This window comes from Arhodomonas sp. AD133 (assembly GCF_051195215.1).
Classification (GTDB): domain Bacteria; phylum Pseudomonadota; class Gammaproteobacteria; order Nitrococcales; family Nitrococcaceae; genus Arhodomonas.
The window spans coordinates 12,488-38,631 of record NZ_JBNAZM010000043.1 but is presented as its reverse complement, the minus strand read 5'-3'; the positions used below and the strand labels follow the sequence as shown (position 1 = coordinate 38,631).

Annotated in this window: 24 protein-coding genes; 11 read left to right on the top strand and 13 right to left on the bottom strand. The window is 66.5% G+C overall.

Annotation, left to right across the window (positions count from 1 at the left end; all coding sequences use genetic code 11):
- Positions 1-184: 184 nt before the first annotated feature.
- The 3 genes from ACPEES_RS18580 to paaN all read right to left on the bottom strand — a co-directional run bounded on the left by ACPEES_RS18580 (position 185) and on the right by paaN (position 3,840).
- Entirely contained in the window at positions 185-964 is a 780-nt protein-coding gene (locus tag ACPEES_RS18580; protein ID WP_435105089.1) for an enoyl-CoA hydratase, read from the bottom strand.
- A gap of 479 nt (positions 965-1,443) precedes the next feature.
- Positions 1,444-2,046, bottom strand: coding sequence for a phenylacetic acid degradation protein PaaY (gene paaY / locus ACPEES_RS18575; protein WP_435105088.1), 603 nt, complete (start codon positions 2,044-2,046; stop codon positions 1,444-1,446).
- A 126-nt stretch (positions 2,047-2,172) separates the two neighbouring features.
- Positions 2,173-3,840, bottom strand: coding sequence for a phenylacetic acid degradation protein PaaN (paaN, locus tag ACPEES_RS18570; protein ID WP_435105087.1), 1,668 nt, complete (start codon positions 3,838-3,840; stop codon positions 2,173-2,175).
- A gap of 377 nt (positions 3,841-4,217) precedes the next feature.
- Here paaN and paaF point away from each other — a divergent pair, with 377 nt between their 5' ends.
- The 7 genes from paaF to ACPEES_RS18535 all read left to right on the top strand — a co-directional run bounded on the left by paaF (position 4,218) and on the right by ACPEES_RS18535 (position 12,099).
- Positions 4,218-4,997 (top strand): 2,3-dehydroadipyl-CoA hydratase PaaF, encoded by a 780-nt coding sequence (paaF, locus tag ACPEES_RS18565; RefSeq protein ID WP_435105086.1) that lies wholly within the window; start codon positions 4,218-4,220, stop codon positions 4,995-4,997.
- Between the two features lie 6 nt (positions 4,998-5,003).
- Entirely contained in the window at positions 5,004-5,795 is a 792-nt protein-coding gene (gene paaG, locus ACPEES_RS18560; protein ID WP_435105085.1) for a 2-(1,2-epoxy-1,2-dihydrophenyl)acetyl-CoA isomerase PaaG, read from the top strand.
- 11 nt (positions 5,796-5,806) lie between these two features.
- Entirely contained in the window at positions 5,807-7,327 is a 1,521-nt protein-coding gene (gene paaH / locus ACPEES_RS18555) for a 3-hydroxyacyl-CoA dehydrogenase PaaH (RefSeq protein WP_435105084.1), read from the top strand.
- A complete protein-coding gene (paaI, locus tag ACPEES_RS18550) occupies positions 7,320-7,787 on the top strand; it encodes a hydroxyphenylacetyl-CoA thioesterase PaaI (protein ID WP_435105083.1) in 468 nt (155 codons plus the stop codon). Before paaH ends, paaI begins: the two co-directional genes overlap by 8 nt.
- Entirely contained in the window at positions 7,780-8,988 is a 1,209-nt protein-coding gene (gene pcaF, locus ACPEES_RS18545) for a 3-oxoadipyl-CoA thiolase (RefSeq protein WP_435105082.1), read from the top strand. Before paaI ends, pcaF begins: the two co-directional genes overlap by 8 nt.
- A 316-nt stretch (positions 8,989-9,304) precedes the next feature.
- The gene (paaK, locus tag ACPEES_RS18540; protein ID WP_435105081.1) at positions 9,305-10,621 is read left to right on the top strand and encodes a phenylacetate--CoA ligase PaaK; all 1,317 of its coding nucleotides are present in this window, start codon (positions 9,305-9,307) and stop codon (positions 10,619-10,621) included.
- Positions 10,622-10,875: 254 nt separating this feature from the next.
- Positions 10,876-12,099: a Bcr/CflA family multidrug efflux MFS transporter gene (locus ACPEES_RS18535; protein ID WP_435105080.1), complete on the top strand. Its 1,224-nt coding sequence runs from the start codon at positions 10,876-10,878 to the stop codon at positions 12,097-12,099.
- A 4-nt stretch (positions 12,100-12,103) separates the two neighbouring features.
- On the opposite strand, the gene ACPEES_RS18530 is transcribed toward ACPEES_RS18535, so the two are convergent.
- From ACPEES_RS18530 to ACPEES_RS18510, 5 genes are all read right to left on the bottom strand, one after another.
- On the bottom strand, positions 12,104-12,817 hold the full coding sequence (locus ACPEES_RS18530) for an ABC transporter ATP-binding protein (protein ID WP_435105079.1): 714 nt from the start codon (positions 12,815-12,817) through the stop codon (positions 12,104-12,106).
- Positions 12,814-13,548, bottom strand: a complete 735-nt coding sequence (locus ACPEES_RS18525; RefSeq protein ID WP_435105078.1) for an ABC transporter ATP-binding protein — start codon at positions 13,546-13,548, stop codon at positions 12,814-12,816. Before ACPEES_RS18525 ends, ACPEES_RS18530 begins: the two co-directional genes overlap by 4 nt.
- Positions 13,545-14,510, bottom strand: coding sequence for a branched-chain amino acid ABC transporter permease (locus tag ACPEES_RS18520; RefSeq protein ID WP_435105077.1), 966 nt, complete (start codon positions 14,508-14,510; stop codon positions 13,545-13,547). Before ACPEES_RS18520 ends, ACPEES_RS18525 begins: the two co-directional genes overlap by 4 nt.
- A gap of 7 nt (positions 14,511-14,517) precedes the next feature.
- Positions 14,518-15,390, bottom strand: a complete 873-nt coding sequence (locus ACPEES_RS18515) for a branched-chain amino acid ABC transporter permease (RefSeq protein ID WP_435105076.1) — start codon at positions 15,388-15,390, stop codon at positions 14,518-14,520.
- A gap of 61 nt (positions 15,391-15,451) precedes the next feature.
- Positions 15,452-16,711: an amino acid ABC transporter substrate-binding protein gene (locus ACPEES_RS18510; protein WP_435105075.1), complete on the bottom strand. Its 1,260-nt coding sequence runs from the start codon at positions 16,709-16,711 to the stop codon at positions 15,452-15,454.
- 218 nt (positions 16,712-16,929) lie between these two features.
- Between ACPEES_RS18510 and dsbG the strand changes: the two genes are divergently transcribed.
- Entirely contained in the window at positions 16,930-17,733 is an 804-nt protein-coding gene (gene dsbG / locus ACPEES_RS18505) for a thiol:disulfide interchange protein DsbG (RefSeq protein ID WP_435105074.1), read from the top strand.
- A 161-nt stretch (positions 17,734-17,894) separates the two neighbouring features.
- Positions 17,895-18,362: an RrF2 family transcriptional regulator gene (locus ACPEES_RS18500; RefSeq protein ID WP_435105073.1), complete on the top strand. Its 468-nt coding sequence runs from the start codon at positions 17,895-17,897 to the stop codon at positions 18,360-18,362.
- Positions 18,363-18,406: 44 nt separating this feature from the next.
- Here the strand turns inward: ACPEES_RS18500 and ACPEES_RS18495 are convergent, their stop codons facing one another.
- Together ACPEES_RS18495 and ACPEES_RS18490 are read right to left on the bottom strand one after the other, a co-directional pair.
- Complete coding sequence (locus ACPEES_RS18495; protein ID WP_435105072.1) at positions 18,407-19,423, bottom strand: asparaginase domain-containing protein; 1,017 nt, start codon at positions 19,421-19,423, stop codon at positions 18,407-18,409.
- Between the two features lie 299 nt (positions 19,424-19,722).
- The gene (locus ACPEES_RS18490) at positions 19,723-21,195 is read right to left on the bottom strand and encodes an alanine/glycine:cation symporter family protein (protein WP_435105071.1); all 1,473 of its coding nucleotides are present in this window, start codon (positions 21,193-21,195) and stop codon (positions 19,723-19,725) included.
- Positions 21,196-21,352: 157 nt separating this feature from the next.
- Between ACPEES_RS18490 and ACPEES_RS18485 the strand changes: the two genes are divergently transcribed.
- On the top strand, positions 21,353-22,162 hold the full coding sequence (locus ACPEES_RS18485; RefSeq protein ID WP_435105070.1) for a helix-turn-helix domain-containing protein: 810 nt from the start codon (positions 21,353-21,355) through the stop codon (positions 22,160-22,162).
- A gap of 36 nt (positions 22,163-22,198) precedes the next feature.
- Here ACPEES_RS18485 and ACPEES_RS18480 read toward each other — a convergent pair whose 3' ends face one another.
- Complete coding sequence (locus tag ACPEES_RS18480) at positions 22,199-22,942, bottom strand: Crp/Fnr family transcriptional regulator (RefSeq protein ID WP_435105069.1); 744 nt, start codon at positions 22,940-22,942, stop codon at positions 22,199-22,201.
- 215 nt (positions 22,943-23,157) lie between these two features.
- Here ACPEES_RS18480 and ACPEES_RS18475 point away from each other — a divergent pair, with 215 nt between their 5' ends.
- A complete protein-coding gene (locus tag ACPEES_RS18475; RefSeq protein ID WP_435105068.1) occupies positions 23,158-24,318 on the top strand; it encodes a cytochrome P450 in 1,161 nt (386 codons plus the stop codon).
- Between the two features lie 11 nt (positions 24,319-24,329).
- Here the strand turns inward: ACPEES_RS18475 and ACPEES_RS18470 are convergent, their stop codons facing one another.
- Together ACPEES_RS18470 and ACPEES_RS18465 are read right to left on the bottom strand one after the other, a co-directional pair.
- Positions 24,330-24,758 (bottom strand): DUF488 domain-containing protein, encoded by a 429-nt coding sequence (locus ACPEES_RS18470; protein ID WP_435105067.1) that lies wholly within the window; start codon positions 24,756-24,758, stop codon positions 24,330-24,332.
- Positions 24,759-24,839: 81 nt separating this feature from the next.
- Positions 24,840-26,069, bottom strand: a complete 1,230-nt coding sequence (locus ACPEES_RS18465; RefSeq protein WP_435105065.1) for an FAD-dependent oxidoreductase — start codon at positions 26,067-26,069, stop codon at positions 24,840-24,842.
- Positions 26,070-26,144: the final 75 nt, after the last annotated feature.

Sequence of the window (26,144 nt, the reverse complement as noted above, 5' to 3'; positions counted from 1 at the left end):
CATCACCGAACGCCGGTGCAGACCCTCAAGGCATGGCAACGGGATCGGCCCGAGTTATTTCGAAAATTGGTATACGACCACCCGAGTCTCGACACGTAGTTCTGTCGGCGCATGATGCACGTCTGACATGGGAGGCCGGGGAGACATTGTAACGTGCCGCCCCGGCGCGGCATTTTGCCACTCGTCACCGGTGCCGGAAATCCGGCTTGCGCTTCTCGACGAACGCGGCCATGCCTTCCTTCTGGTCCTCGGTGGCGAAGGTGGACTGGAACAGGCGCCGTTCCTGGCGCAGGCCGTCGCGCAGCGGGGTTTCGAAGGCCTGGTCGACCGCCTCCTTGATGAGCATGGTCGAAGGCAGCGAGTGGCCGGCGATCCTGGCGGCGGTGGCGAGGGCGTCCTCGAGCAGCCGATCCGCGGGCACCACGCGGGCGACCAGGCCCGAGCGCTCGGCCTCCTCGGCGTCCATCATGCGGCCGGTGAGGCACATTTCCATGGCCTTCGCCTTCCCCACGGCGCGGGTGAGACGCTGGGTGCCGCCGGCACCGGGCATGGCGCCGATCTTCACCTCGGGCTGGCCGAACTGGGCGTTGTCGGCGGCGATGATGAAATCGCACGCCATGGCGAGCTCGCAACCACCGCCGAGGGCGTAACCGGCAACCGCGGCGATCAGCGGCTTGCGGAAGCTGTCCGGGGCGGCCCAGCCGTCGGCACCGGGGAAGTCGCGCCGGAAGAGATCCACGAAGTCGGACTTCGCCATGTCCTTGATGTCCGCGCCGGCAGCGAAGGCTTTCGCGCTGCCGGTGAGCACCACGGCGCCGATGGCGTCATCGCCGTCGAATGCCTCCAGCGCCTGCCCCACCTCGTGCATGAGCGCATCGGACAACGCGTTCATCGCGTCAGGCCGGTCGAGAGTGATGATGCCGACCCGGTCGCGGGTCTCGGTGTTGATGTACTGGTAGCTCATGGTGACCTCCTCGTGTCTGGTTGGAGCATTGCGCTTCGCGCCATTCACACTACGCGATCGGGTGAAAAGCGGCCGGTTTCAAGTCCAAAGCGGCCAGCGCCCGCCAGGCAATCGGCTACGTTGCCGATTGTCCATGCGCACTCGCTACCGGCGCGGTGGCGTAGGCGAATGCCGGCCTTCGACCCGAGTCGCCGGCATTTCCGCACCCGGCCTGTCGGCCAGCGCTTTGCGCTCGCCGACCTTACGAGTCTGCGGTCGGTTGCCAACGCCGGAGGCGAACACCGTGGAGCGAGGCACGAAGGGCACGAAGGACTCACGAAGCCGGGCATCCGATCGTCGAGGGTTCGCCGGCCCTGGCAGATCCTCCATCTTGGCGTTCTTCGTGGATCCTGGCGCCTTGGTGGTTCATCTCCTGCGCTGACGATGTCGCACGCCGGATTGCGCGCCGCCTCGCCCTCTACCCTCCGCCCGGGATCGCATCAAGTCCCGCGGCGCTTGTAGAGCGGTTCCACGTCGGAGACGTTCAGGCGCGGGCGGTCCGCCTCCGCTTCCGTGAGTGGCGTCACCTCCACCATGCTCGTCGAGGATCGGCGGACCAGATCCTGATAGGTGCGGGTGCCCTCCACCTTCCAGGCGATCTCGTCGTCGCTGAGCTCGCGCAACACTTTGGCGGGCACGCCGACGATGAGGCTGCGCGCGGGAAAGTGATTATCGGCCTTGACGAAAGCCGACGCCGCGACGATGGCGGAATCGCCGATCACGGCGTTGTCCATGACCACCGCGTTCATCCCCACCATGGCGTTGTGGGAGATCCGGCAGCCGTGGAGCACCGCGCCGTGACCGATATGGCCGTCCCTCTCGACAACGGTGTCCGTACCCGGGAAGCCGTGCATCACGCAGGTGTCCTGGAGATTGCTGCCCTCCTCGAGGATCAGCCGGCCGAAGTCGCCGCGCAGCGAGGCACACGGGCCGACGTAGACCCCGGGGCCGACGATCACGTCGCCGATGAGCACGGCGGTGGGGTGGACATAGGCGTCCGGGTGAACAACGGGCTTGAGCCCGTCGATGGCATAGCAAGGCATGCGCTCTCCTCCTCACGGCTTAAAAGTACCAAGCGGCAAGTCGAAAGAGCGATCTGCGGCAGCTCGCGCTGCCGCAGATCGCAGAACTGGCAACTTCCAACTTGTCACTTGGAGCTTTCTGAGTCTCTACGCCGCGTGCCGGCGCGTCTCCACCACCCGGAAGCGATTCGCCACGAACGCGCTGTCGCACAGCGATGCGTTGGCCGCCGGGTTGGCGCCGGTGGCGTGGTAGTCGCTGAACGCCGCGGTCTGGTTGACGTAGACCCCGCCGGTGAGGTTCTCCGAGACGGAAACGCCCGCCTCCAACGCCGCCTCTCCCATGCGGGCGAGTACCCCCTCATCGGTGGCGTACACGCCCCAGGTGATCGCGCCCTTCTCCTTCGCGAGACGGGTGGCGCGGGCGATACTGTCCTCGGTGCTGTCGGTGGCGATGATCATGGAGATCGGACCGAAGAGTTCGCGCGAATAGGCCTGCTCGTCGGCGGCATCCACCTTGAGGATGAGCGGGGTGCGCACTCGCGCGCCTTCGAACTGCGGGTGCTCGCGCGTCTCGGATTCGAGCACCACCTCGCCGAGCTTGGCCGCCTCACCGATGCGCTCGGCGGTGACCTCCGCCTGGATGGCACCAATCACCGCCGTGGCGCGGTCATTGTCGGAGAGGAACTTGCGTACGCCCTCGGCGATGGCATCGGCCACTTCATCGAAGGAGAGATGCCCCTGGTCGGTCTCGATGCCGTCGCGGGGCACGAAGATGTCCTGGGGCGTGGTGCACATCTGCCCCGAGTACAGCGACAGGGAGAAGGCCAGATTCTGAACCATGCCCTTGAGGTTGTCGGTGGAGTCGATGACGATGGAGTTGACCCCCGCCTTCTCGGTGTAGACCTGCGCCTGGTGGCAGTTGCGCTCGAGCCACTCGCCGAACTCGGTGCTGCCGGTAAAGTCGATGACGCCTACCTCCTCGCGCTGGGCGAGCTCCTTGGTCACCGGCGCCTCGCGGGTGTCGGTCACCAGGGAGACGATCCACGGATCGAAGCCGGCCTCCTTCAACACCTCCTGCGCCACTTCGACGGTGATCGCCAGCGGCAGCACGGTATGGGGGTGGGGCTTCACGATCACCGGATTGCCGGTCACCAGGCTCGCGAAGAGCCCCGGATAGCCGTTCCAGGTGGGGAAGGTGGAAACCCCGACCATCAGCGCCAGGCCGCGGGGGATAACGCGGAAGCGCTTGTCCATCTCCAGCGGATCGCGCTTGCCCTGGGGCTTCACCCAGCGGGTCTCGCTCACTGTGCGAGTCTGTGCCTCCAGCCCGTAGGCGACGGCCTCGAGGCCGCGATCCTGGGCGTGGGTGCCGCCGGCCTGGAAGGCCATGACGAACGCCTGGCCGGTGGTGTGCATCACCGCATGGGCCACCTCGAAGCTGCGCTTGTTGAGCCGCTCGAGAATCTCCGCGCACACGCCCGCGCGCACCTCCGGGCCGGCGTCACGCCAGGCGGCAAGCGAGTGCTTCATCGCCGGCACGAGCTGGTTGACGTTCACCTTGGGGTAGCGGATGCCGAGATCGAAGCCGTAGGGCGAGCGCTCCTCGCCGACTTCGCCCTCGATGCCGGGCATTTCGAGCTTGAAGGGCTGGTGGAGACGCGCCTTGAAAGCCGCCTCGCCCTCGGCAGCGGCGTTCTCGCCGTAGATCTTGCCGCTCGGCGCCTCCGGGTAGGGGCTCCAGAACTCGCGGGTGCGGGTGGCCTCCATGGCCTTGTCCAGCGTCTCGCGATGCTTGGCGTAGAAATCCTGTGTCATCTCGCCTCCTGACTCCTCGCCCGCCACCGATACGGCTGCGGGTATGATCCATACTCACAACATTGAAACGGTCACTCATACAGTGTGCATGAAGCCAGTCGCGATGCTGCGATACGTGGACCGTATTTTGATACGTATTTGACCTCTGTCAATGAACTTCTTGTAACCTATTTCCGCACTGCGGTAGTCTTTGCCCGGTCGTGGCCGAGTCACGCCGATGCCGGCGACGACCCTTTGTGACGGGGGATGGAGAGCCTTCCGGCCGGCCACGCCGGTGGCCGCATAGACGCGATACCGAATGTGGTTGGTTACAGCGTCATGTCGTGTTTCCTTCATCCCACCCACGGCCAACCCGAGCATCTACGAGGAGGGGCAAGATGGCCGAATACGAGGACATCGTCGTCGAAGGGACGGCGGAGCATGTCCTGCAGATCACCCTCGACCGCCCCAAGGCGCGGAACGCGCTGCGCACCAACCTGCTTCGCGAGCTCGCCGAGGCGCTGGATGCGGCGGCCGCCGACGAGGGCGTGCGCGCGGTGGTTCTCACCGGCGGCGAGAAAGTCTTCGCCGCGGGTGCCGACATCGGCGAGCTCGCCGAGCTGGACCTCAAGGGTGTGGTGGAAGACACCCGTCCGGGTTACTGGCAGCGTATCGCGCAGTTCCCCAAGCCGCTCATCGCGGCGGTCAATGGGTATGCCCTCGGCGGTGGCTGCGAGCTCGCCATGCACGCGGACATCATCATCGCCGCGGACAACGCCCAGTTCGGCCAGCCGGAGATCAACCTGGGAATCATCCCGGGCGCCGGCGGCACCCAGCGCCTGATTCGCACGGTGGGCAAGTCGCTCGCCATGAAAATGGTGCTCGCCGGCGAGTGGATCGACGCACGCACCGCGCTCGCATCCGGCCTGGTCGCCGAGATCACCCCACGGGAAGCCACCATCGAGCGTGCCCACGACCTCGCAGGCAAGATCGCCGCCAAGTCGCCCATGGCCGTGCGCCAGGCGAAGGATGTGCTGCTCAAGGCCTTCGACACCGACCTCACCGCTGGCCTGCGTCTGGAGCGCCAGGCCTTCACCATCCTCGCCGCCACCGAAGACCGCCAGGAAGGCCTCAGCGCCTTCATGGATAAGCGCAAGCCCGAGTTCAAGGGACGGTAGACCGCCATGAGCTACGAGACCATCGAGTATTCCGTCGACGCCGGCGCCGCCACGCTGACGCTCAACCGACCGAAGGCGCTGAACAGCTTCAACGCGCAGATGCACGAGGAAGTGCGCGCGGCCATCAAGGCCGCCGAGCGCGACGAGAACGTGCGCTGCCTGCTCATCACCGGTGCCGGCCGCGGCTTCTGCGCCGGTCAGGACCTCTCCGACCGCAACGTGGCCCCGGGCGCCGAGGCGCCGGATCTGGGCGAATCCATCGAGAAGAATTACAACCCGCTCATCCGCAAGCTGAAGTCGCTGGAGATGCCGGTGGTCTGCGCCGTCAACGGCGTGGCCGCCGGCGCCGGCGCGAACCTGGCGCTCGCCTGCGACATCGTGCTCGCCGCGCGCTCGGCGAGCTTCATCCAGGCGTTCTGCAAGATCGGCCTGCTGCCGGATTCCGGCGGCACCTGGCATCTGCCGCGGGTGGTCGGGCATGCCCGGGCCATGGGACTCGCCATGCTCGGTGACAAGCTCCCGGCCGAGCAGGCCGAGGCCTGGGGCATGATCTGGAAGGTGGTCGACGACGAGGCGCTCGCCGACGAGGCGGGCGCCCTCGCCCGCCATCTCGCCACCCAGCCCACCAAGGGACTGTCGCTCATCAAACGCGCGATCAACGCCTCCTGGCACAACGACCTGGACGACCAGCTCGACCTGGAGCGCGACCTGCAGCGCGTCGCCGGTCGCACCGACGACTACCGCGAAGGCGTCGCCGCCTTCATGGACAAACGTGATCCCGATTTCCAGGGCAAGTGAGCCGATAGACCATGAGCGCACTGACCACTGACACGACCATCGGCGTCATCGGCGCCGGCACCATGGGCGCCGGTATCGCCCAGGTGGCCGCCACCGCCGGCCACCCGGTGCTGCTCTTCGACGCTGTCGAGGGCGCCGCCGAGAAAGGCATCGAGCGCACCCGCGCGGGCATGGAGCGGCTCATCGAGCGCGGCAGGATGACCCGCGAGCAGGTGGACACCATTGTCAGCCGCATCCGCCCGGTCACCGCTACCGCCGAGCTCTCTCCGGCAGGGCTGGTGGTGGAGGCCATCGTCGAGGACCTGGCGATCAAGCAGCAGGTCTTCAGTGAGCTGGAGACGATCTGCGGCGAGGACGTGATTCTCGCCACCAACACCTCCTCCATCTCGGTGACCGCCATCGGCGCCGGCCTCCAGCGTCCCGAACGGCTGGTGGGCATGCACTTCTTCAACCCCGCGCCGATCCTCAAGCTCGTGGAGGTGGTCAGCGGCATCGCCACCGATCCCGCCGTCGCCGAGACCGTGCACGCCACCGCCGCGGCCTGGGGCAAGCACCCGGTGCACGCGCGCTCCACGCCCGGGTTCATCGTCAACCGCGTGGCCCGGCCGTTCTACGCCGAGGCGCTGCGGGTGCTCGAGGAGGGCGGCGCGGATGTCGCCACCATCGACACGGCGCTCAAGGAGTCCGGCGGCTTCCGCATGGGCCCCTTCGAGCTCATGGATTTGATCGGCCAGGACGTGAACTTCGCCGTCACCCAGTCGGTATTCAACGCCTACTACCAGGATCCGCGCTTTTTGCCGTCGCTGCTGCAGCGCGAGTACGTGGAAGGGGGACGCCTCGGGCGCAAGAGCGGCCGCGGCTTCTACGACTACCGCGAGGGCGCGGCGAACCCTGCCCCGGCGACCGCCGAGCCCGGACCGCGCCCGGAGACCGTCACCGTCGAAGGCGATCTTGGCGTCGCCGAGCCGCTGGTCGCCGCCATCGAGGCGGCGGGCATCGCCGTCGAACGCGAGGCTGGCGAGGACGGCTACCTCCACGTGGGTGGAACGGTACTCGCGCTCAGCGACGGCCGACTTGCCACCGAGCGCGCGGTGGAAGAGGACCTGGAGGATCTCGTCGTCTTCGACCTGGCGCTCGACTTCGCCGAGGCCAGGCGCGCGGTACTCGCCGCCGCCGACCAGACCTCGCCGGAGGCGCTGGCACGGGCGGTGGGGCTGTTCCAGGCGCTCGGGCGCGAGGTCTGCGTCATCGACGACATCCCGGGCCTCATCGTCATGCGCACTGTGTGCATGCTCGCCAACGAGGCCGCCGATGCGGTGAATCAACGCGTGTGCGACGCCGCCGGCTGCGACACCGCCATGCGCGGCGGTGTGAACTACCCGCGCGGCCCGCTCGCCTGGGCGGACGCCATTGGCCTCCCTCACGTCTGCCAGACGCTGGACAGCCTGGGCGTGGTCTACGGCCTGGACCGCTACCGGGTCTCGCCGCTGCTCTGGCGCAAGGTTTATGCAGGAGTCGGATTCCATGAGTGAACAGACCGTCGAACGCCTCTCCCCCCAGGCACTGGCCGAGCGCTGCGCTCAGGCCATGTGGGACGACGACCTCGCCTCCCAGGGCCTGGGTATGGAGCTCGTGGCGATCCGGCCGGGTTATGCCAGGCTCACCATGCCCGTGCGCAGTGACATGGTGAACGGCCATGACAACTGCCACGGCGGTTTCATATTCACCCTCGCCGACTCGGCATTCGCCTTCGCCTGCAACTACACCAACCAGGTGACGGTGGCCCAGGGCGCGAGCATCGACTATCTCGCACCGGCCAAGCGTGGCGACGTGCTCATCGCCACCGGCGAGGAATGCAAGCGCGGGGGACGCACCGGTGTCTACGACATCCGCGTGGAGAACCAGGACGGCCGCGTAATTGCGCTATTTCGCGGCAAGTCCTATCAGACCAAGGCACAGCTCGTTCCCGGGCTGGAGGTAAGTGATGACTGAGGCGTATATCTGTGACGGCCTGCGCACGCCGTTCGGACGCTACGGCGGATCGCTGGCGAGGGTACGCGCCGACGACCTGGCCACCGTGCCGCTGAAGGCCCTGCTGGCCCGCAACCCGGACGTGGACTGGGCGGCGGTGGATGACGTCATCCTCGGCTGCGCCAATCAGGCGGGTGAGGACAACCGCAACGTCGCCCGCATGGCCGCGCTGCTCGCGGGCCTGCCCGACACGGTGCCCGGCACCACCATCAACCGCCTGTGCGGCTCCAGCCTGGACGCCGTGGGCAGCGCCGCCCGCGCCGTCCGCGCCGGCGAGGCGGAACTGATGATCGCCGGCGGCGTGGAAAGCATGTCGCGGGCACCGTTCGTCATGGGCAAGGCCGAAAAGGCGTTCTCGCGCCAGGCCGAGATCCACGACACCACCATCGGCTGGCGCTTCGTCAACAAGCTCATGGCCGAGCGCTTCGGCACCCATTCCATGCCGGAGACCGCCGAGAATGTCGCCGTCGATTACGACGTGGCCCGCGATGATCAGGACGCGTTCGCCCTGCGCAGCCAGCAACGCACCCGGGCGGCGATGGAAGCGGGCCGGCTCGCCGAGGAGATCACCCCGGTGACCATCCCCCAGCGCAAGGGGGAACCGGTGGTGGTGGACACCGACGAACACCCGCGCCCGGAGACCACGCTGGAGGCGCTGACCAAGCTGCCGACGCCGTTCCGTCAGGACGGCGGCAGCGTCACCGCGGGTAACGCCTCGGGCGTGAACGACGGCGCCGGCGCGCTCATCGTCGCCTCCGAGGCAGCGGCCGCCCGCCACGGCCTCACGCCGCGGGCACGCGTGCTGGGCATGGCCACTGCCGGCGTGGCGCCGCGGGTGATGGGCATCGGCCCGGCCCCGGCGAGTCGGAAGCTCCTGGAGCGCCTGGGGCTCGGCATCGACGACATGGACGTGGTGGAGCTCAACGAGGCCTTCGCCGCCCAGTCGCTCGCGGTGCTGCGCATGCTCGGTGTTGCGGATGACGCCGAGCACGTGAACCCCAACGGCGGCGCCATCTCGCTGGGCCACCCCCTCGGGGCGAGCGGCGTGCGCCTGGCGCTCGCGGCGGTGAACGAGCTCCACCGCCGCGGCGGCCGCTACGCGCTGTGCACCATGTGCATTGGCGTCGGCCAGGGCATCGCCATGGTGATCGAGCGGGTCTGAACAACCGAATGCATGGGAGATAGCCGCCAGGATACCAAGGCACGAGGGACCACAAAGGCCGCGAGATCGCACGGACAATAGTGGAAGGTGGCAAGTTGAAAGCGGCGAATTGGTGACCGTGGCAGGGTCGCCGCGTGCCACTTGAGACTGATTTCCGCGCAGGCGGTGCCCGACACCGTGCAGGACCGCGGAGATCGTCGGCTGTCGAGTGCAGCCGACCTACGGTCCTCACCGACGCGAACGATCTTTGTAGACCTTCGTGCCCCTGGCGTCTCGGTGGTTACTCCCCCCTCTTTCGAACTGCGGAGGAGAGACGATGAAGCGTACCGACGTCCCTGTCAGCGGCCTGCTGGAGCCGGTGGAGACCTGTAGCCTCGACGAGCTGCGCCACATCCAGCTCGAGCGCCTGCGCTGGTCACTCAACCATGCCTACAAGAACGTACCGTTCTACCGCGAGAGCTTCGACCGCGCGGGCGTGCACCCCAACGAGCTGAACTCCCTAGCCGATCTCGCGAAATTCCCGTTCACCTACAAGAACGATCTTCGCGACAACTACCCTTACGGCATGTTCGCGGTGCCCATGAGCGACGTGGTGCGCATCCACGCCTCCAGCGGCACCACCGGACGCCCGACGGTCGTTGGCTACACGCGCAACGACATCGATACCTGGGCGAACGCGGTGGCACGCTCCATTCGCGCTGCTGGCGGCAGCGCCAACGACGTGGTCCACGTGGCCTACGGCTACGGTCTGTTCACCGGCGGCCTCGGCGCGCACTACGGCGCGGAGAAGCTCGGCTGCACGGTGGTGCCCATGAGCGGCGGCCAGACCGAGAAGCAGGTCCAGCTCATCCAGGACTTCAAGCCGACCATCATCATGGTCACGCCCTCGTACATGCTCAACATCGCCGATGAGTTCGAGCGCCAGGGTCTCGACCCGCGCCAGACTTCACTGCGGGTGGGCATATTCGGCGCCGAGCCCTGGACCGACGCCATGCGCGCCGAGATCGAGGAGCGCTTCGACATCGACGCCGTCGACATCTACGGCCTCTCCGAGGTGATGGGCCCGGGCGTCGCCCAGGAATGCGTCGAGACCAAGGACGGGCCCACCATCTGGGAGGACCTCTTCTACCCCGAGATCATCGACCCGGAGACCGGCGAGGTGCTGCCCGACGGCGAGGAAGGCGAGTTGGTGTTCACCAGCCTCACCAAGGAGGCACTGCCCATCATCCGCTACCGCACGCGCGACCTCACCCAGCTGCTCCCGGGCACCGCCCGCACCATGCGTCGGATGGGCCGCATTACCGGGCGTTCCGATGATATGCTAATCATTCGTGGCGTGAACGTGTTCCCCAGCCAGATCGAGGAGCGGATCTGCAAGCAAGGCCAGCTTGCACCGCACTACCAGATCGAGGTCTGGCGCGAGGGGCACATGGACAAGGTGGCGGTGTACGTGGAGCCGCGTCAGGACCTGGGCGAGATCGACGACGAAGAAAAGATCGCCATCGCCAAGGACCTCCAGCACCATATAAAGTCCTACATCGGCATCAGCACCGAAGCGCGGGTGCTGAACCCGGGCGAGGTGGAGCGCTCCCAGGGCAAGGCCAAACGAGTGATCGACAAGCGTCCCAAGTGACCGGCCACCGACGACCCGAACCGACAACGGCCCGATACGCTCGGGCCGTTTTTCGTTGGGGGCCGAGTTCGAGTGCGAGCGAGCTCGCCGCCGTCATGGGTAACCGTGGCGTCAGTTACAAGTTCAAAGTGGCAAGTTCCAAGTCGCCCGTGGTAACGGCGCCGCGGGTAGCGCCTCGCCACTTCCGACTTGAAACTTGACGCTTGAAACTAAAAACAACGCCCCTTTCTCTTCTCGAACACGGAGCACACAGCATGCTGCAACCCAAATCCACCGCGACGACACTGCTGCTGGCCGCTCTGGTCGCTGTCGGGCCACTGGCAACGGACATGTACCTGCCAGCGCTGCCGGCCATCGGTCGGGCACTGAACGCGGATACGGATCAGGTGCAGCTCACGCTGAGTATCTACATGCTCGGCTTCGCACTCTCGCAGCTCATCTACGGACCGCTCGCGGACCGTTTCGGCCGCAAACCGGTGATCCTGGTCGGCCTGGTCCTGTTCGTGCTAGCCACCGTGGGCTGCGCACTGGCGACCAGCATCGAGGCGATGATCGCACTGCGATTCCTCCAGGCGCTCGGCGGCTGCGCCGGCCCCGTGCTCGGGCGCGCGGCAGTGCGCGATATCCACGGCCCACGCGAGGCCGCCCGGGTGCTCTCCCACCTGGCTACCGCCATGGCCCTCGCCCCGGCGGTGGCTCCCATCGCCGGCGGCTATCTGCTCGTCGCCGCGGGCTGGCCGTCGCTGTTCGCCGTGCTCGCCGTCTACGCGGTGGTAATCACTGCCCTGGTCGCTGTCGCTCTGCCCGAACCACTGTCCGCCGACAATCGTCAGCCCATTCGCCCGGGCGTGATCCTGGCGAACTACGCGGCGTTGCTGCGCAGCCGCACATTCGTCGGTTACACGCTTGCCTGCGCCTTCGTGTTCGGCGGCCTGTTCGCGTTCCTCTCGGGCTCGTCGTTCGTGCTCATCGAGTTCCTGGGGGTGCCCGAGCAGCGCTACGGGCTCTACTTCATGCTGGTGGTCTTCGGCTACATGAGCGGCACCATCTTCGCCGGGCAGTTGAGCCGGCGGTGGGGCGTCAACCGGCTCATGCTCTGCGGCAGCCTGCTTGCCTGTACGGCGGGCATCGGCATGGCCGCACTCTCGGCGGCGGGCGTCTACCACATCGCCGCGGTGATCGGCCCCCACATGCTGTTCATGATGAGCGTGGGCATCGTCATGCCCCAGGCCATGGCCGGCGCCATCGGACCGTTTCCAAGCATGGCGGGATCCGCCTCCGCCCTGCTCGGCTTCATCCAGATGGCGGTGGCCGCCGGCGCGGGCGCGTTGGTCGGCGCCCTCCACGACGGTACCTCGCACTCGATGGCCTTCATCATAGGGGTCATGGGCGTCGGTACCCTCGCGAGTTTCCTGTTCGTGGTCCGACCGGCAAACCCCGTGCGCGCGGTCAGCAGCGTGACCGCCAGCGCCGACTGAGCCCTCACCCACCCATGTAGAGCGCCATCAGCTGAGCGTCGTCGCGAATATCCGCCGGCGAACCGCTGAATTGCTCGCGGCCGCCCGCGAGGATGTAAATGCTGTCGGCCACCGGCAGCGCCTCGCGGATATTCTGCTCCACCATGATCACGCCCACGCCGCGCTCGCGCAGCGTCCTCACCCGGTCTATCGTGTCGTGCACCATGGCGGGCGATAGCCCGGCCGACGGCTCGTCGAGCAGCACGAACATCGGCTCCGGCACCAATGCCCGGGCAATGGCGACCATCATCTGCTCGCCGCCGGAGAGCGAGCCCGCCGCCACCCGCCGCCGGCGTTTGAGACTCTCGAACTCCTCGATCAGCGCGTCGACCCGCTCTTCCACGTGTGCCGCATCGGCGATGGAGTAGCCGCCCATCCGCAGATTCTCCTCGACGGTGAGCCGGGGGAACACGCCACCTCCCTGGGGCATCATCACCACACCATGACGCACCACCCGGTGCACCGGTGCCGAGGTGATATCCGTACCGTCGATGACAATTCGCCCGGACCAGGCCGGCAACGCGCCGGCGATCGCCTTGATGACGGTGGATTTACCGCTGCCATTGGGCCCGAACACACAGGTGATGTGACCGGCCTGCGCCGACAGCGACACGCCGTGAACGATCTCCTGCTTGCCGTAGCCGGTGACCAGGCCGTTGACTTCGAGACCGTCGCTCATTGTGTCCGCCCCAGATACGCCTGCCGGACCTCTGCATCGCTGGCAATCGTCGCGAAATCCCCCTCCGCGACCACCTCGCCGAAATCCATGACGATGATGCGGCCACACACTTCGCGTACCAGCTCCATGTCGTGCTCGATGAGCAGAAACGTCACCCCGCGGCGCTGAAGCGTGCGTACTGCATCGAGAATGATCCGGCGGATGTTCGGATGCACCCCGGCGGTCACCTCGTCGAGCAGCACGAGCCGGGGCTCGCGCATGCTCACCCGGGCGAACTCCACCAGTTTCTGCTGTCCGCCGGAAAGCTCCGAGGCCCGGTTGTCAGCGACGTGGTCGATTTGCAGCAGCTCCAGCGCCGCGTCCGCCCGCTTCGGAGCGCCGCGCCAGTCGCCCCCCTCCACGGCGGCCGCGAGCAGGTTGTCGCGCACGCTCATGTTGTCGAACAGTGCGGGAATCTGGAACGTGCGGCCGAGCCCGGCCCGCGCCACACGCCACGCGGGCCATCCGGTCACCACGCGGCCATCGAGCACGATGCGCCCGGCATTCGGCGCCAGCGCGCCGGCGACGAGGTTGAACAGGGTCGACTTCCCACTGCCGTTGGGGCCGATCACCCCCACGATCTCGCCGCCACTGACTGCGAGGCTCACGCCGTTGACCGCCGTGATTCCCGCGAAATGGCGCACCAGCCCTTCCACGGACAGAACGGCCTGCTGCCCTGCACCCGCACTCATAACTTGCGCACCATTCCGGCCAGCAGCTTCCTCCCGCGCCGCCTTAGTCTGCCGCCGCCCGGCAGCAGGCTGACCAGCCCGTTGGGCAGGAAAAGCACCACCGCGGCGATGATGAGCCCCAGGATGGGCAGATAGATGGTGGTATCGCCCAGGGAGGCCCAGATCATGCGGTTGGTGAGCCACAGCAACGCAGCCCCCAACGCCGGCCCCCAGACCGTGCCGAGGCCGCCGAGCAGCACCATTACCACCATCTGGTCGGTGATCTCACCGCCCATCACCGAGCGGGGGTTGATGAACGTCACCCAGTAGGCGAATACACCGCCAAACAGCGCGGTGATCGCCGCCGACAACGAAAACGCCTGTACCTTTACGAGTGTCGTGTGAATTCCGAGCGCCTCGGCGGCGGGCTCGTGATCCCGCAACGCGCGTAGCCGGAAGCCGAACCGCGAGCGCTCCATCAGCAGCCACACCATCAAGTAGGCCGCCACGGCGGCAGCCAGCATCACGTAGTAGAAGAAGAACTCGTCGAGAAACGGCGGCAACGACAGCCCCCCCGGTCCGCCGGTCACCTCCAGGACGTTGACCAGCTGCAGCAGCATCTCCGCGAAGGCCCAGGTCGCGATGGCAAAGTAGGCACCGCGCAGGCGCATGGTGGGTGCGCCGATGAGCGCCGCCACCGCCGCCGCGGCGGCGATCCCCACGGGGAGCGTGGCGAGAAACGGCCAGCCGACGCCGCGTTGCATGAGCATGGCGGTGGCGTAGGCGCCAATGCCGAAGAACGCGGAGTGGCCGAAGCTGATGTACCCGGCATAGCCGCCGACGATGTTCCAGGCGCAGGCAAGCCCCGCCCACATGAAAACCCCGGTGGCGATGCGAAGCGAGTAGGCATCGAGCCACATCGGTAAAGCCGCCAGCACCGCCAGGCCCGCGAGTCCGCACACCGCCGTCACCGCATACCTCATGAGCGTCTCACAGCCCCCGTCCCAGAATGCCCTTGGGGGCGACAAGGAGGACCAGGTACAGAGCACCGAAAATGGCGAGGTGGGAATAGCTCGTGCCCACATAGATCGCGACCATGGATTCCATGATCCCGAGAAAGAGCCCCGCCACCAGCACCCCGCCCACCGAGCCCAGGCCAGCGAGCACGGCGACGAAGAAGGCGAAGAGCGTATAGCGCACGCCCACATCCGGGTTGACCGCGAAGATAGTGGCGACGAGCACCCCTGCCGACGCCGTGATGCCGGTGTACACGGCGTACACCTGGGCCGAGACCCGGCGCACGTCCACGCCCATCAGCCCCGCGGTCTCGCGGTTCTGCGCCACAGCGCGCACTGCGAGGCCGAAGCGGGTGCGGTAAAGAAAGACGAATACGGCGAGGCTCACCACCACCGCGGCGGCGAAAGCCACCACCCGGAGCACCGGAAGCGCCACCGGCCCGAGGAGGATCGCCGGCCCGGCGATCACGGTGTCCACATTGCGGGTATCGAACGACCACAGCCACAGGGCGCCGCCGCGCATGAAGATGAAGATGCCGAAGGTCAGCGCCAGCGCCATCAGATCGGGGCGTGCATAACGGCTCATGCGTACGCGGTAGATGAGCGGCCCCAGCGCGCGGCCGACGAGCGCGAAGCCGAGAAAAATCAGCGGCAGGCTCGCGAACGGATCGAGGCCGAGGAGCGTCAACGCCCAGTAGGCCGCGTAGCCGCCGAGCATCACCCAGCCGCCGACCGCGAAGTCGATGACGTGGAGCACGCCGAACGTGAGCTGAAAGCCGATCGTCAGGCAGGCCAGAATACCGCCGATAAGGATCCCGTTCGCCAGCGCCTGAAGGAAAAGATCCACGCACGCCTCCCCACGGGCCGCGGCGCCCGCAGGTGCCGCGGCCGACGTTCTCTGTTGCGACTCAGGACCAGTCCGGCAGCGGGTAGACGATATCACCCTCCGCCGCGTTCGCCGGCGCCACCGGCACTACCCGCCCCTGGGTAATCTGCACCACCACGGGCACGGGCCGGGTGTTGTTGTGGAAGTGATCCCCGGATGTTTCGAAGGCCACTGGCCCGTAGAACGTCTCGATATCGGTAGCCTCGATGGCACTGGCGAGCCCTTCACGCGCGGCCTGATCCCAGGGCGGCGCCTCGCCGAGGCGCTCGGCGGCATCCTGAAGCACGAGCCCGCTCGCCGAGCAAGCCGCCTCGGTATAGTCCGGATGGCTGCCCCAGCGGGCATGCGAGAGCTCGTCATAATCCGACGCGCTGCCGAAGAGGCTGTCCCGGTATGGCAGCCCGGGCGTCCACAGCGAGATGCCCAGCACCCCATCGGCATCGGCGCCGAGCTGGTCCGCGAATGCCGGCGCCGTGATGCCGTAGTGCATGATCAGCGCCTTGGGCCGAAACCCCAGAGATTTGGCCGTCTTGACGAAATTGATGAGCACTTCCTCGTGACCGCCCACCGCCACGATATCCGGGTTCTGGGACTTGAGCTTGGTGACGATCGGCGTGAGATCCGCCTTCGCCGGAAAGAGCTCGAAACCCGTGACTTCGAGACCCGCCTCCTCGGCGCCGTCGCGAAAGCCGATGGCGGTGTCATTGGAGAACGGCTCGTCCACGCCGACGACCCCGATGGAGGCAGGCGTCGGACTCACCGCGTCCTTGATCACACGAACCGATTTGCCGGCGGACAGATCCACCGCCGGAATCATGCCGAAATTGAACGGCGGCTGGTCGAGCCAGACCTTGGGGGACTCCGCGGACCCGGAGATCATGGGTACCCGGTATTTGTTGCAGATGGGCTGCACCGCCAGCGTCACGCCGGAGGTGTACGGCCCGAAGATGACGTTCACCTCGTCCTGAATGATCAGTCGTTCCGCCGCGGACGCGCCCGAGGCCGGGTTGGACTGGGCGTCGCCATAGAACATCTCCACCGGGTAGCGCTTGCCGCCGATCTCGATACCGCCCTGCCTGTTGATCTCTTCGGCCCAGAGATCGTACCCGCGGCGGGTGAGGTTGCCGCCGAAGCGGTTTTCCCCCGACAGCGAAGTCACCACACCGCACCGGACCGACGCGGACTGGGCACGTGCCTGACGGCCCGTCGCGCCCAGCGAGAGTGCGCCGAGGCCAAGGGCCGAGGTCTTTAGAAACTCGCGCCGCGAGATCTTGCTGCTCATGGTCCTCCTCCTCCGGCCTCGCAACAGTGTGGGTGGACCGGATTGGTTATTGGCGTCGTTGTGACGAGGTACCGCACTGCTACACGTATAGAGCGTATGGCCAAGGACGCAAGGTCGGGATCGACCATGAATCGGGATTGCTTTCGCGAACTTCCGGGCTTGGCAGTGGTCGTGAATGTGTAGACTCCCCGGGGGCACAGCACAAAGGAGCACGATTCATGCAATCAGTCGCCAGGGTCGCCGTCACCCGCCTTTGGCACCGGCACCTGCTGTTGGCCGCGCTGGCCGCGGTCGCCACGCCCACCACGCAGGCCGAGGAGGCGCCGGCACCGCTACAGGCGCTGAGCGAACGGGGCGCACGGGTCGGCGAGGCATTCGACGCCCCCGGCGGAATGACCGGCTATACCATCACGTTGCGCGGTCGGACCATGGCGGTTTACGTCACCGAGGACGGCGAACACGCGGTGGTGGGAACGCTGTTCGACGCCGACGGCAACAACCTCAGCCGGAAACGTATTGCCGAGGCCGCGAGCAAACCCCAGGCCGAAAACGTCTGGTCGAGGCTGACCGACAGCCGCTGGATCGCTGACGGCAGTGAAGACGCCGAGCGCGTGATTTACGTGTTCACTGACCCCAACTGCCCGTACTGTCATGGCTTCTGGCAAGCCGCGCGGCCGTGGGTCGACGCCGGCGCCGTGCAGCTACGCCACGTGATGGTGGGTGTCATCAAGCAGGACAGCGTCGCCAAGGCCGCAACGCTGCTCGCCGCCGACGACCCTTCCGGGGCGCTCACCGAACACGAACGCACTCAATCCACCGGCGGTGTGCATCCACTCGACGATCTGCCGACTTCCGCGCGCACGGCGGTCGAGCGCAATAACCGCCTCATGCACGACATGGGCTACTACGCGACGCCCACGATCATCTATCGCAATGAGGAAGGCCGGATCCGCCAGAAACAGGGTCAGCCGCGTGGGGAAACGCTCACCCGGATCATGGGCGGCCCCGCGCCGCAACAGTGAGCCGTGGTCGCAGCACCGGGGCCGGACAGCATCGCCCCGGTGCCGGGCGGACGAGGCGTGGAGCGCTTGATAGATAAAACACATATTATATACTTCATTTATTGATCCGCCCCCGACCACTGGCGCTCCCGTACCGCGCCTCATTGCAGCGCTCGAAGACCATGCGACTCACCCTCTACAGCGATTATTGCCTGCGGGTGCTCATGTACCTCGGCACCAAGGATGACGGTTTCGCGACGATCAAGGAGATCGCCGAGCATCACGACATCTCCCGCAACCACCTCATGAAGGTCGTCTACGGGCTCAGCCGCAGTCACTACATCACCACCATTCGTGGCAAAAACGGCGGCATGCGGCTTGCGCGCTCACCTGACAGCGTCAACCTCGGTACATTGATACGCGAAACCGAACACGACTGCGCCCTGGTGGAATGCTTCGGTCCCGACAACCAGTGCGCGATTACGGCTGCGTGCCGTCTAAGAGGCATTCTCAACGACGCACTGAAGGCGTTTTTCGCAGTGCTGGACGACTACACCCTGGCGGACCTGCTCACCGGGCGCGATCAGATGCGGGCGCTGCTTGGCATTGACGAGTCCCCTGTGCACTGGGGCGAAACCCGCCATGGCTGACCGGGTCCGCTGCGAAGCCGCCGGCCACCGGGTGCCGGCGACGCTCACACCGGGGTGAGCTCACCGCGAAGCGGCTCTCCCAGCGCGTGCCTCAACGACTCGCCCTGCAGCTGGCGAGCGATCAGAACCTGCAGCTTCGTGACGGCGGCCTCCGGCGTCATATCCCGCCCCGATACCACCCCGACATCGTTCAACACGGCACCGCTGGCGTACGCCCCCTGGTGCACCCGGCCCTGAAGGCACTGAGTCACATTGACGATGGCCAGCCCGGCCGCGGTGGCACTCTCGAATCTCGCGAGAAGCGTCCCGTCCATGCCGGGGGGATTACCGACGCCGTAGGTCTGGAGCACGACGCCCCGGACGGCGGGGTCCTCGAGCACGGCCGCCACTAACCGCGGCGACAGGCCGGGGTGTGCCTGCACGACCGCCACAGCACCGCTGTCGAAGCGTAACGGCGCGAGCATCGGCTTCCCTGGCGCCAGCGCGCGTGCGCTGTCGAAGGTCAGCTCGATACCGGCCTCCCCGAGCCATGGCGCATTCGGGGAGTCGAAGGCGTCCAACCCCTGGCTGCGGACCTTGCGCGCGCGGTTGCCGCGCAGCAGTCGGCCATGAAAGCAAACGGAGACTTCCGCCGGCGCTGCGGGGGAGGCGGCAACGAACATCGCCGTGACGAGATTGTTCAGCCCGTCGCTGCGCGGCTCGTCCAGCGGAATCTGCGCCCCGGTGAACACCACTGGCTTGTCGATGGGCCCCAGCATGAACGAAAGCGCGGCGGCAGTGTGGGCGAGCGTATCGGTGCCATGCAGCACGATGAAGCCATCGTAATCATGCCAGTGCGTCGCCAGGCAGCCGACGATACGGTTCCAATCGTCCGGCACCAGGTCAGCGCTGTCGATGAGCGGCGCCAGCTCGATCAACCGATATCCGGGCAGGCGGTCGGCCGCGTGCGCCTGAAGCTGACGCTGCAGGCGTTCCGGAAAGCCGGCCGTCGGCACGTAGCCATTGGCCGAAGGCACCATCCCGATCGTTCCGCCGGCGTGCACGATCAGCAGCCGCGGCATCACGCCGGCTCCCGACCAAGAGCGATCATCGCCCGGAGACCGAGCAGGATAGCCCGGCAAGCGTCGCGCATGGCGTCGGTCCCGTTGGGCGCAATCACCCCGACGTTGCGGTGGGGAAACACGGCTGCCGCCTCGCCGACGGCGGGCGCCCGCAACGGCGTCATACCACCGAGTAAGTCATGTTCAGTGTATGTCGTCATGGTGTCGTTGACGCAACCGGGAACGCGTATCCGTGAAGACCGGATCCGCCGTCGGCGGGCGGATCCGGCACCGTGCACAAGGCCGACGACCGTGCCGGCTCATTCGGAGGCGTGCGCGGCCTCGGCACCGGCGGCCGTATTCGTGCGCACCAGGTCTTCGGGCTCCAATTCCCAGGAACGGGGATCGATGTTCATGTCGGGGAAATTGCTGGCGTCGAACACCGGCTGTTCGGCGCCGTCGCGAATCTGGGCGTCGAAGTCGTGCAGGATACGAAGCCCCGGCCTGAACAGCATGATCAACCCGATGAGATTCACCACCGCCAGCAGCCCCATGGTCACATCGGCGAAACCGAACACCGTGCCCAGATCGGTGGTCGCCCCCCAGCACACCAGGCCGATGATCGCCACGCGGAACACATTGAACAGGTTCTGATTGTGGCGGCTGAAGAAGTTCAGGCTGTTCTCGCCCAGATAGTAGTTGTAGAGGATGGTGCTGAAAGCGAACAGCAGTAGCGCCACGCTGACGAAGTCGCGCCCCCATTCGCCAACATGGTCCGCCAGTGCCGCCTGGGTGAGCGCGACGCCCTCCACCTCGGCACCGGTGCCGGGCGTGTAGATACCGCTCAGCAGAATGACGAAAGCCGTCACCGAACAGATGATCACGGTATCGACGAATACCGAGAAGGCCTGCACGATGCCCTGATTGGCCGGATGTGGCACATAGGCCACCGCGGCGACGTTGGGTGCGCTTCCGAGGCCGGCCTCATTGGAGAACAGCCCGCGCTTGACGCCCATCATGATGGCCGCACCGATACCGCCGCCGATGGCTGGGTCGAGCCCGAACGCCCCCTGGACGATCATGATCACCACCTCGGGAATTCTGTCCACATTGAGACCCAGCACCACCAGGGCAGTGAGGATGTAGCCACCCGCCATTAACGGCACGAGGTACTCGGAAATACGCGCAATGCGCTTGATGCCGCCGAATATGATCAGACCCACCAGCATCGCCAGGCCGATGCCGCTGTAGTACACCGGCACGCCGAATGCATCGCCGAACGACGTGGCAACGGCATAGGACTGCAGGGCGGTGAAACCGAACCCGAAAGTGACCAGCAACAGCACGGAGTACAAACCCGCGAGCCACATCCAGCCCTGGCCCAGCCCCTTGACGATGTAGTACGCCGGACCGCCACGATAGGTGCCGTCGCCTTCGGCTTCCTTGTAGGTCTGCGCCAGAGTGCACTCGAGAAAGCTGGTCGCCATGCCCATCAGGCCCACGACCCACATCCAGAACACCGCACCGGGACCGCCGAGCGTTATGGCCACGGCGACGCCGGCGATGTTGCCACCGCCGACACGACCGGCAACCGACAGCACCAGCGCCTGGAACGAGCTGAGATGACCATGCGCGTCGCGCTTGAAGGCTTCGCCCGCCCCCAGGATGCGGAACATCCGGCCAAAATAGCGAAACTGAACGAACCGCGAGGCCACCGTGAAGCCGATGCCGACGGCGATGAGCAGGACAAGCAGCACCTTGCCCCAGAGCAAGTCGTTGAGAATACCGAGCACGGACCCTCTCCCCTCTTGTTGGCGGAGTCCGACACAACTTAAAAGCCCGCATGGCCGGATGGGATTTGACGCTCTGACGCGCAGTGACGCACTATCCGGCGCACCGACTGCGCCAGACTGCGCCATCACCGCGCTCACTTCCGACAGGGGAACCGACGTGCACCAGGACTTCGCGGCCAATCTGCGGCTGTTGTGCAGCTACTACCGATCGATCGCCGACGTTTGCCGCAGGCTCGACATCAACCGGCCACAGTTCAACCGTTACCTGAGCGGACGTTACAAGCCCTTGGCGGCCACCATGCGCCGCATCTGTGATTTCTTCGGCGTCGAGGAGCACGAGATTCTGCTGCCGCATGCCGAATTCAAGCCATTGATTCGCCTGCGACCGCAGACCAACGGGGAGGCTCACGCGGGGAGCGGGCCACGCATCCCCGAGACGCTGATCCGCCAGGGCTGCGCCGGCATGGCCCGCTATCTGGGTGCCTACTTCGAGTACTACCGGTCCATGTCGCGGCCCGAGCGGTTATTGCGCACGCTAGTCTGCCTGGAGCAGCGCGGCGACACGGTCGTCTACCAACGCACCGAGCGTATGAAACCCCACGCCGGCGGCAAGCCGTGCCACAACCGCTATCTCGGCACCGCCTTCTTCCTGACCGATCGCATTTTCATGGTCGATCACGAATCCATCAACGGCCACGAGATCACTCAGACGATCCTGTTTCCCAGCTTCAAAAGCCGGGTCACCCGCCTTAGCGGCCTCAAGCTCGGCGTGGCCGACAACAGCGCACGGATGCCCTGCTCTGTGCGCGTGCTCTACGAGCGGCTGGACGAGCGTACGAGCGCACGTCAGGCCCTATCGCGATGCGGGCTACTCGAACCGGACAGCCCCGATATCGCCCCGGAGATACGCGCAGCCGTACGCAATGACATCGGTCCCGGAGATCCGCACTTCCGCGCCCGCTATTGAGTGCTTATACCGAAGAAGACGGGGCAGGCACCGGGCTCAGGCAATCGAGCGTGGCAACGCACCGCCTTCGGCGAGCTCGTCGAGGGCATCACGGTCGCATACGCGCAGCCACCGTCCTCGCAAATCGATCGTACCCTCCCGACGCAGGCGGGAGAGAACACGGCTGACCGTTTCGATGGTGAGGTCGAGATAGGCAGCGATCTCCCGGCGGTCCATCGCCAGCCGGATGTGCGGTGTGGGGGACGGCGTGCGCTCGCGCCGACTTACCAGGTCGAGCAGAAAAGCGGCGACCCGCTGCCGCGCCGACCCCCGGCAGGCCCGTAATAGCCGCTCGCGGGATACCGACAGAGACTCCAGCAGAATCTCGCTCACCGTGTGACGTACGCCGGGATCGTGCGCCATGAGCTCGTGCACGCCGTCCCACGGCATCTCGCAGTAATGCGCCCGTTCGAGTACCACGAAAGCTTCGTCGGCGGCCGCCTTCTCGCCCGTCTGCAGGCCGATGACCTCGCCCGGGAGGAAAAACTCGGCAATCAGCTCGTTGCCGTCCCGGGTGCAACGGCTGCGCTTGACCGCCCCCGAGCGCAGCACCACGAGGTTGCCCGGGTCCCACGCAATCGTGCCCCCGGCCGGGGCCGGCACCGGGCTGCGATGAACGACGGCGCACTCCTCGGCTTCGTCCATGCCGAGACGCCGGGAGAAACAAACGCGGTAGAGCCCGCAGTCGGTGCATGAGCTCAGCGCCGTAGCGCCATCGTTCCAGGCCGTTCGGTCAGACATAAGCGGTCACGCCATAAAAATGTATCCTATATACATTTATTAGCGCGTTCGCCGCATTAACGCAACCCCCAGTAATCACCGCGACGCGCGCGTAGGCGGCGTGGGTGTTGCCACGAAAAACATTCATGCGCGATACTTTTTAAATCGTGGCTTCCCGGCTGGCGCCATCATCCGGTGCGGCCACGACCTCCACAGCAACCCTGCGAGGCGCGACCATGAGCGACCCGAGCCGCACGGCCACGGATGCACGCGGCGACACATCAGCGGCCCATCCGCCTGCCGTCTTCGACGAGATGCGCGAGCACTGCCCGATCGCCCACAGCGACGCCACGGGTTGGTCATTCTTCCGCCACCGCGACGTCATGCGTGCCCTGCAAGACCCCGAAACGTTTAGCAACGCCGTCTCCCGGCACCTGTCCGTACCCAACGGCATGGATCCACCGGAGCACACTGCCTACCGCGATATCGTCACCCCGTATTTCGACGACGACGCGATGGCGACCTTCGAGCTTCCCTTGAGGCGAATCGCCCGCGACCTCGCCGGCAACGCGGTCCGTCACCCCGATGGCGAGTTCATTGCGCGGTTCTGCGCGCCCTTCGCCGCCCAAGCCCAGTGCACCTTCCTGGGTTGGCCCAACAGCCTCGACGCGCAGCTCATCGACTGGGTCCAGCGCAATATGGCCGCAACCCGAACCCAGGACCGCGACGCACTCGCCAGTGTCGCCGCCGAGTTCCGTGAGCTGGTCGCGGGCCTGCTTCGGGCGCGTCGTACCGCCGGTGCCGACGCGCCCGACGACAATACCACGCGGCTGATGCGCGAGCGCGTCGACGGTGCTCCCCTGAGCGATGAGGCGCTCGTCAGCATTCTGCGCAACTGGACCATGGGCGAAGTGGGCACGCTGGCAGCATCACTGGGCATCATCGTCGCGTTTCTCGCGCAGCGGCCGGACATTCAGAACGAGCTGCGGAGCAAGCCCGCAGCCATCCCCGATGCCGTCGAGGAGATTCTGCGTCTGCACGGCCCGCTGCCGAGCAACCGCCGGCGTACCACCCGCGAGGTGGAAATCGGCGGACAGCGCATCCCGGCAGGCTCACGCATCACCGTCATGTGGCCCGCCGCCAATCGCGACCCGGAAGCCTTCGACGAAGCCACGACCTACCGGCCGGATCGCGACCAATCCTCGAACCTGCTCTGGGGCTACGGGATTCACGTCTGCCCGGGCGCACCGCTGGCACGCCTGGAGCTGCGCGTGGCGCTCGAAGAGCTACTCGCGGCGACAACGACCATCGAGCATCACCCCGAGCACGCGCCAACACCGCAGACGTATCCCGCTACCGGTTTCGCGACACTGCCACTGAGATTGCACGGGCGTTAGCCGCGGCGGCGTCAACGCCTGGCGTCCGGAAACCGGTGCGAATAGCACACGGGCGAGGACGGCTCGTTCGGCTCGTCCTCGACCGCCAGCTCTTCGAGAAGTACCTCCCGCAGGACCACGGCCTGGTTGTGCTCACGATCACGGGCCGCGAAGACCAGGGTCAGAGGGCCCTGGCGCGCCAGCGTCATCAGCTCCCGGAGACGCTCGGGCACCCCGGCGAGCTCGCCGCGATAACGCTGCCGGAATTCCTCCCATCGCTGCGGATCATGGCCGAACCATTGACGCAGCGTTTTGGACGGTGCCACGTCGCGCAGCCAGCGCGACACGTGCGCGTCGTCCTTGCGCACGCCGCGCGGCCAGATACCGTCGACCAGGATTCGGGTGCCGTCATCGGACTCGACCGGATCATAGATACGCTTGGTCCGGATCGTGGCAGCCATGATTGCGCTCCGTGTCGTCGCCTCGATGCTGTATACGAGCATGAGGGTCTTCGCATCCGCCGCAAAGGGGCACCGCGGAATTCAGCTTTGCGCCGTGGCGAACGGACGCCCCTTGAGCAGCCACTGCCAGTAAAACCACGGCAGGAAATCACGCTTGAAATGCCACATACTGCGCCGCTCCCGCGTCGGGTCCACGGGGAACGAGGGCTTCAGCACGCCGCCGTAGCCGAACTCGGCCAGGATCACACGGCCCTTCGCCGTGGTCAGAGGACAGGCACCGTAGCCGTCATACCGCGCCGTCGCCTGCCTGCCCGCGATCGCCGCCAACAGGTTGTCCCGAACCACCGGGATCTGTGCACGCACGGCAGCCGCCGTCTTGGAATTCGGCGTGCCCGCGGCATCACCCAGCGCGAAGACGGTCTCGTACTCCGGATGCTGGAGTGTTCCGTGATCGACGGCCACGAACCCCTGCTCGTTGGCGAAGGCGCTGTGGCGGATGCAGCTGGGCGCACGCTGCGGCGGCACCGCGTGGAGCAGATCGAACGACTCGCTGACCTCGGAATGCCCCCCCGCCCCATCGCTGACCCGGAAATGGGCGGTCCGGCGATCCCCTTCGACGGCGACGAGCTCCTTGCGATAGCCGAGGCGGATGCCGTAACGCTCCGCCACCGCCAATAGCGGCTCGACGAAAGCGTCCACCGAAAACAGCTTGTCGCCGGCGAGGCAGAACTGGATGTCCACGTCGCCGAGCCGACCCTGCCGGCGCAGGCGATCGGCAGCGAGATAGGCGATCTTCTGGGGTGCCCCGGGGCACTTGATCGGCATGGCCGGCTGGGTGAACAACGCGCGCTCACCCTTGAATTCACGCAGGCACTCGCTGGTATAAGCAGCGGTCTGCGGATGATAGTTGCTGGTGACACCATTGCGGCCGAGGGTTTCGGTCAAACCGTCGATCGCCGACCAGTCGCATTCCAGCCCCGGGCAGAGGACCAGGTGTTCGTAGCCGATCACCTGCCCGTTGGCCAGCTCCACCGTGCGGGCCCGGGCGTCGAAGACCGCCGCGGCCTCCCGTAGCCATGTAACGCCGGCAGGCATCACCGCCGCCGTTTCTCCCATGGTCTTCTCGAGCGGATAGTAGCCGGCGCCGACCAGCGTCAGAGCCGGTTGATAGCAATGATCGTCGGAGGGCTCCACCACAGCGATGTCCAACGCCGGGTCACGGCGCAGGAGGGCGGACGCAAGCCCGATCCCGGCTGTGCCGCCGCCGACGATGACGACGGTGTGGCGGGCGGGAGAGGTGTCAGTCGTCATATGCATATTCCCATTTAGAATGAAAATTAATTTGCTAGCACCAAAAAAGAATATACATCACCAGGCGCTCGACCT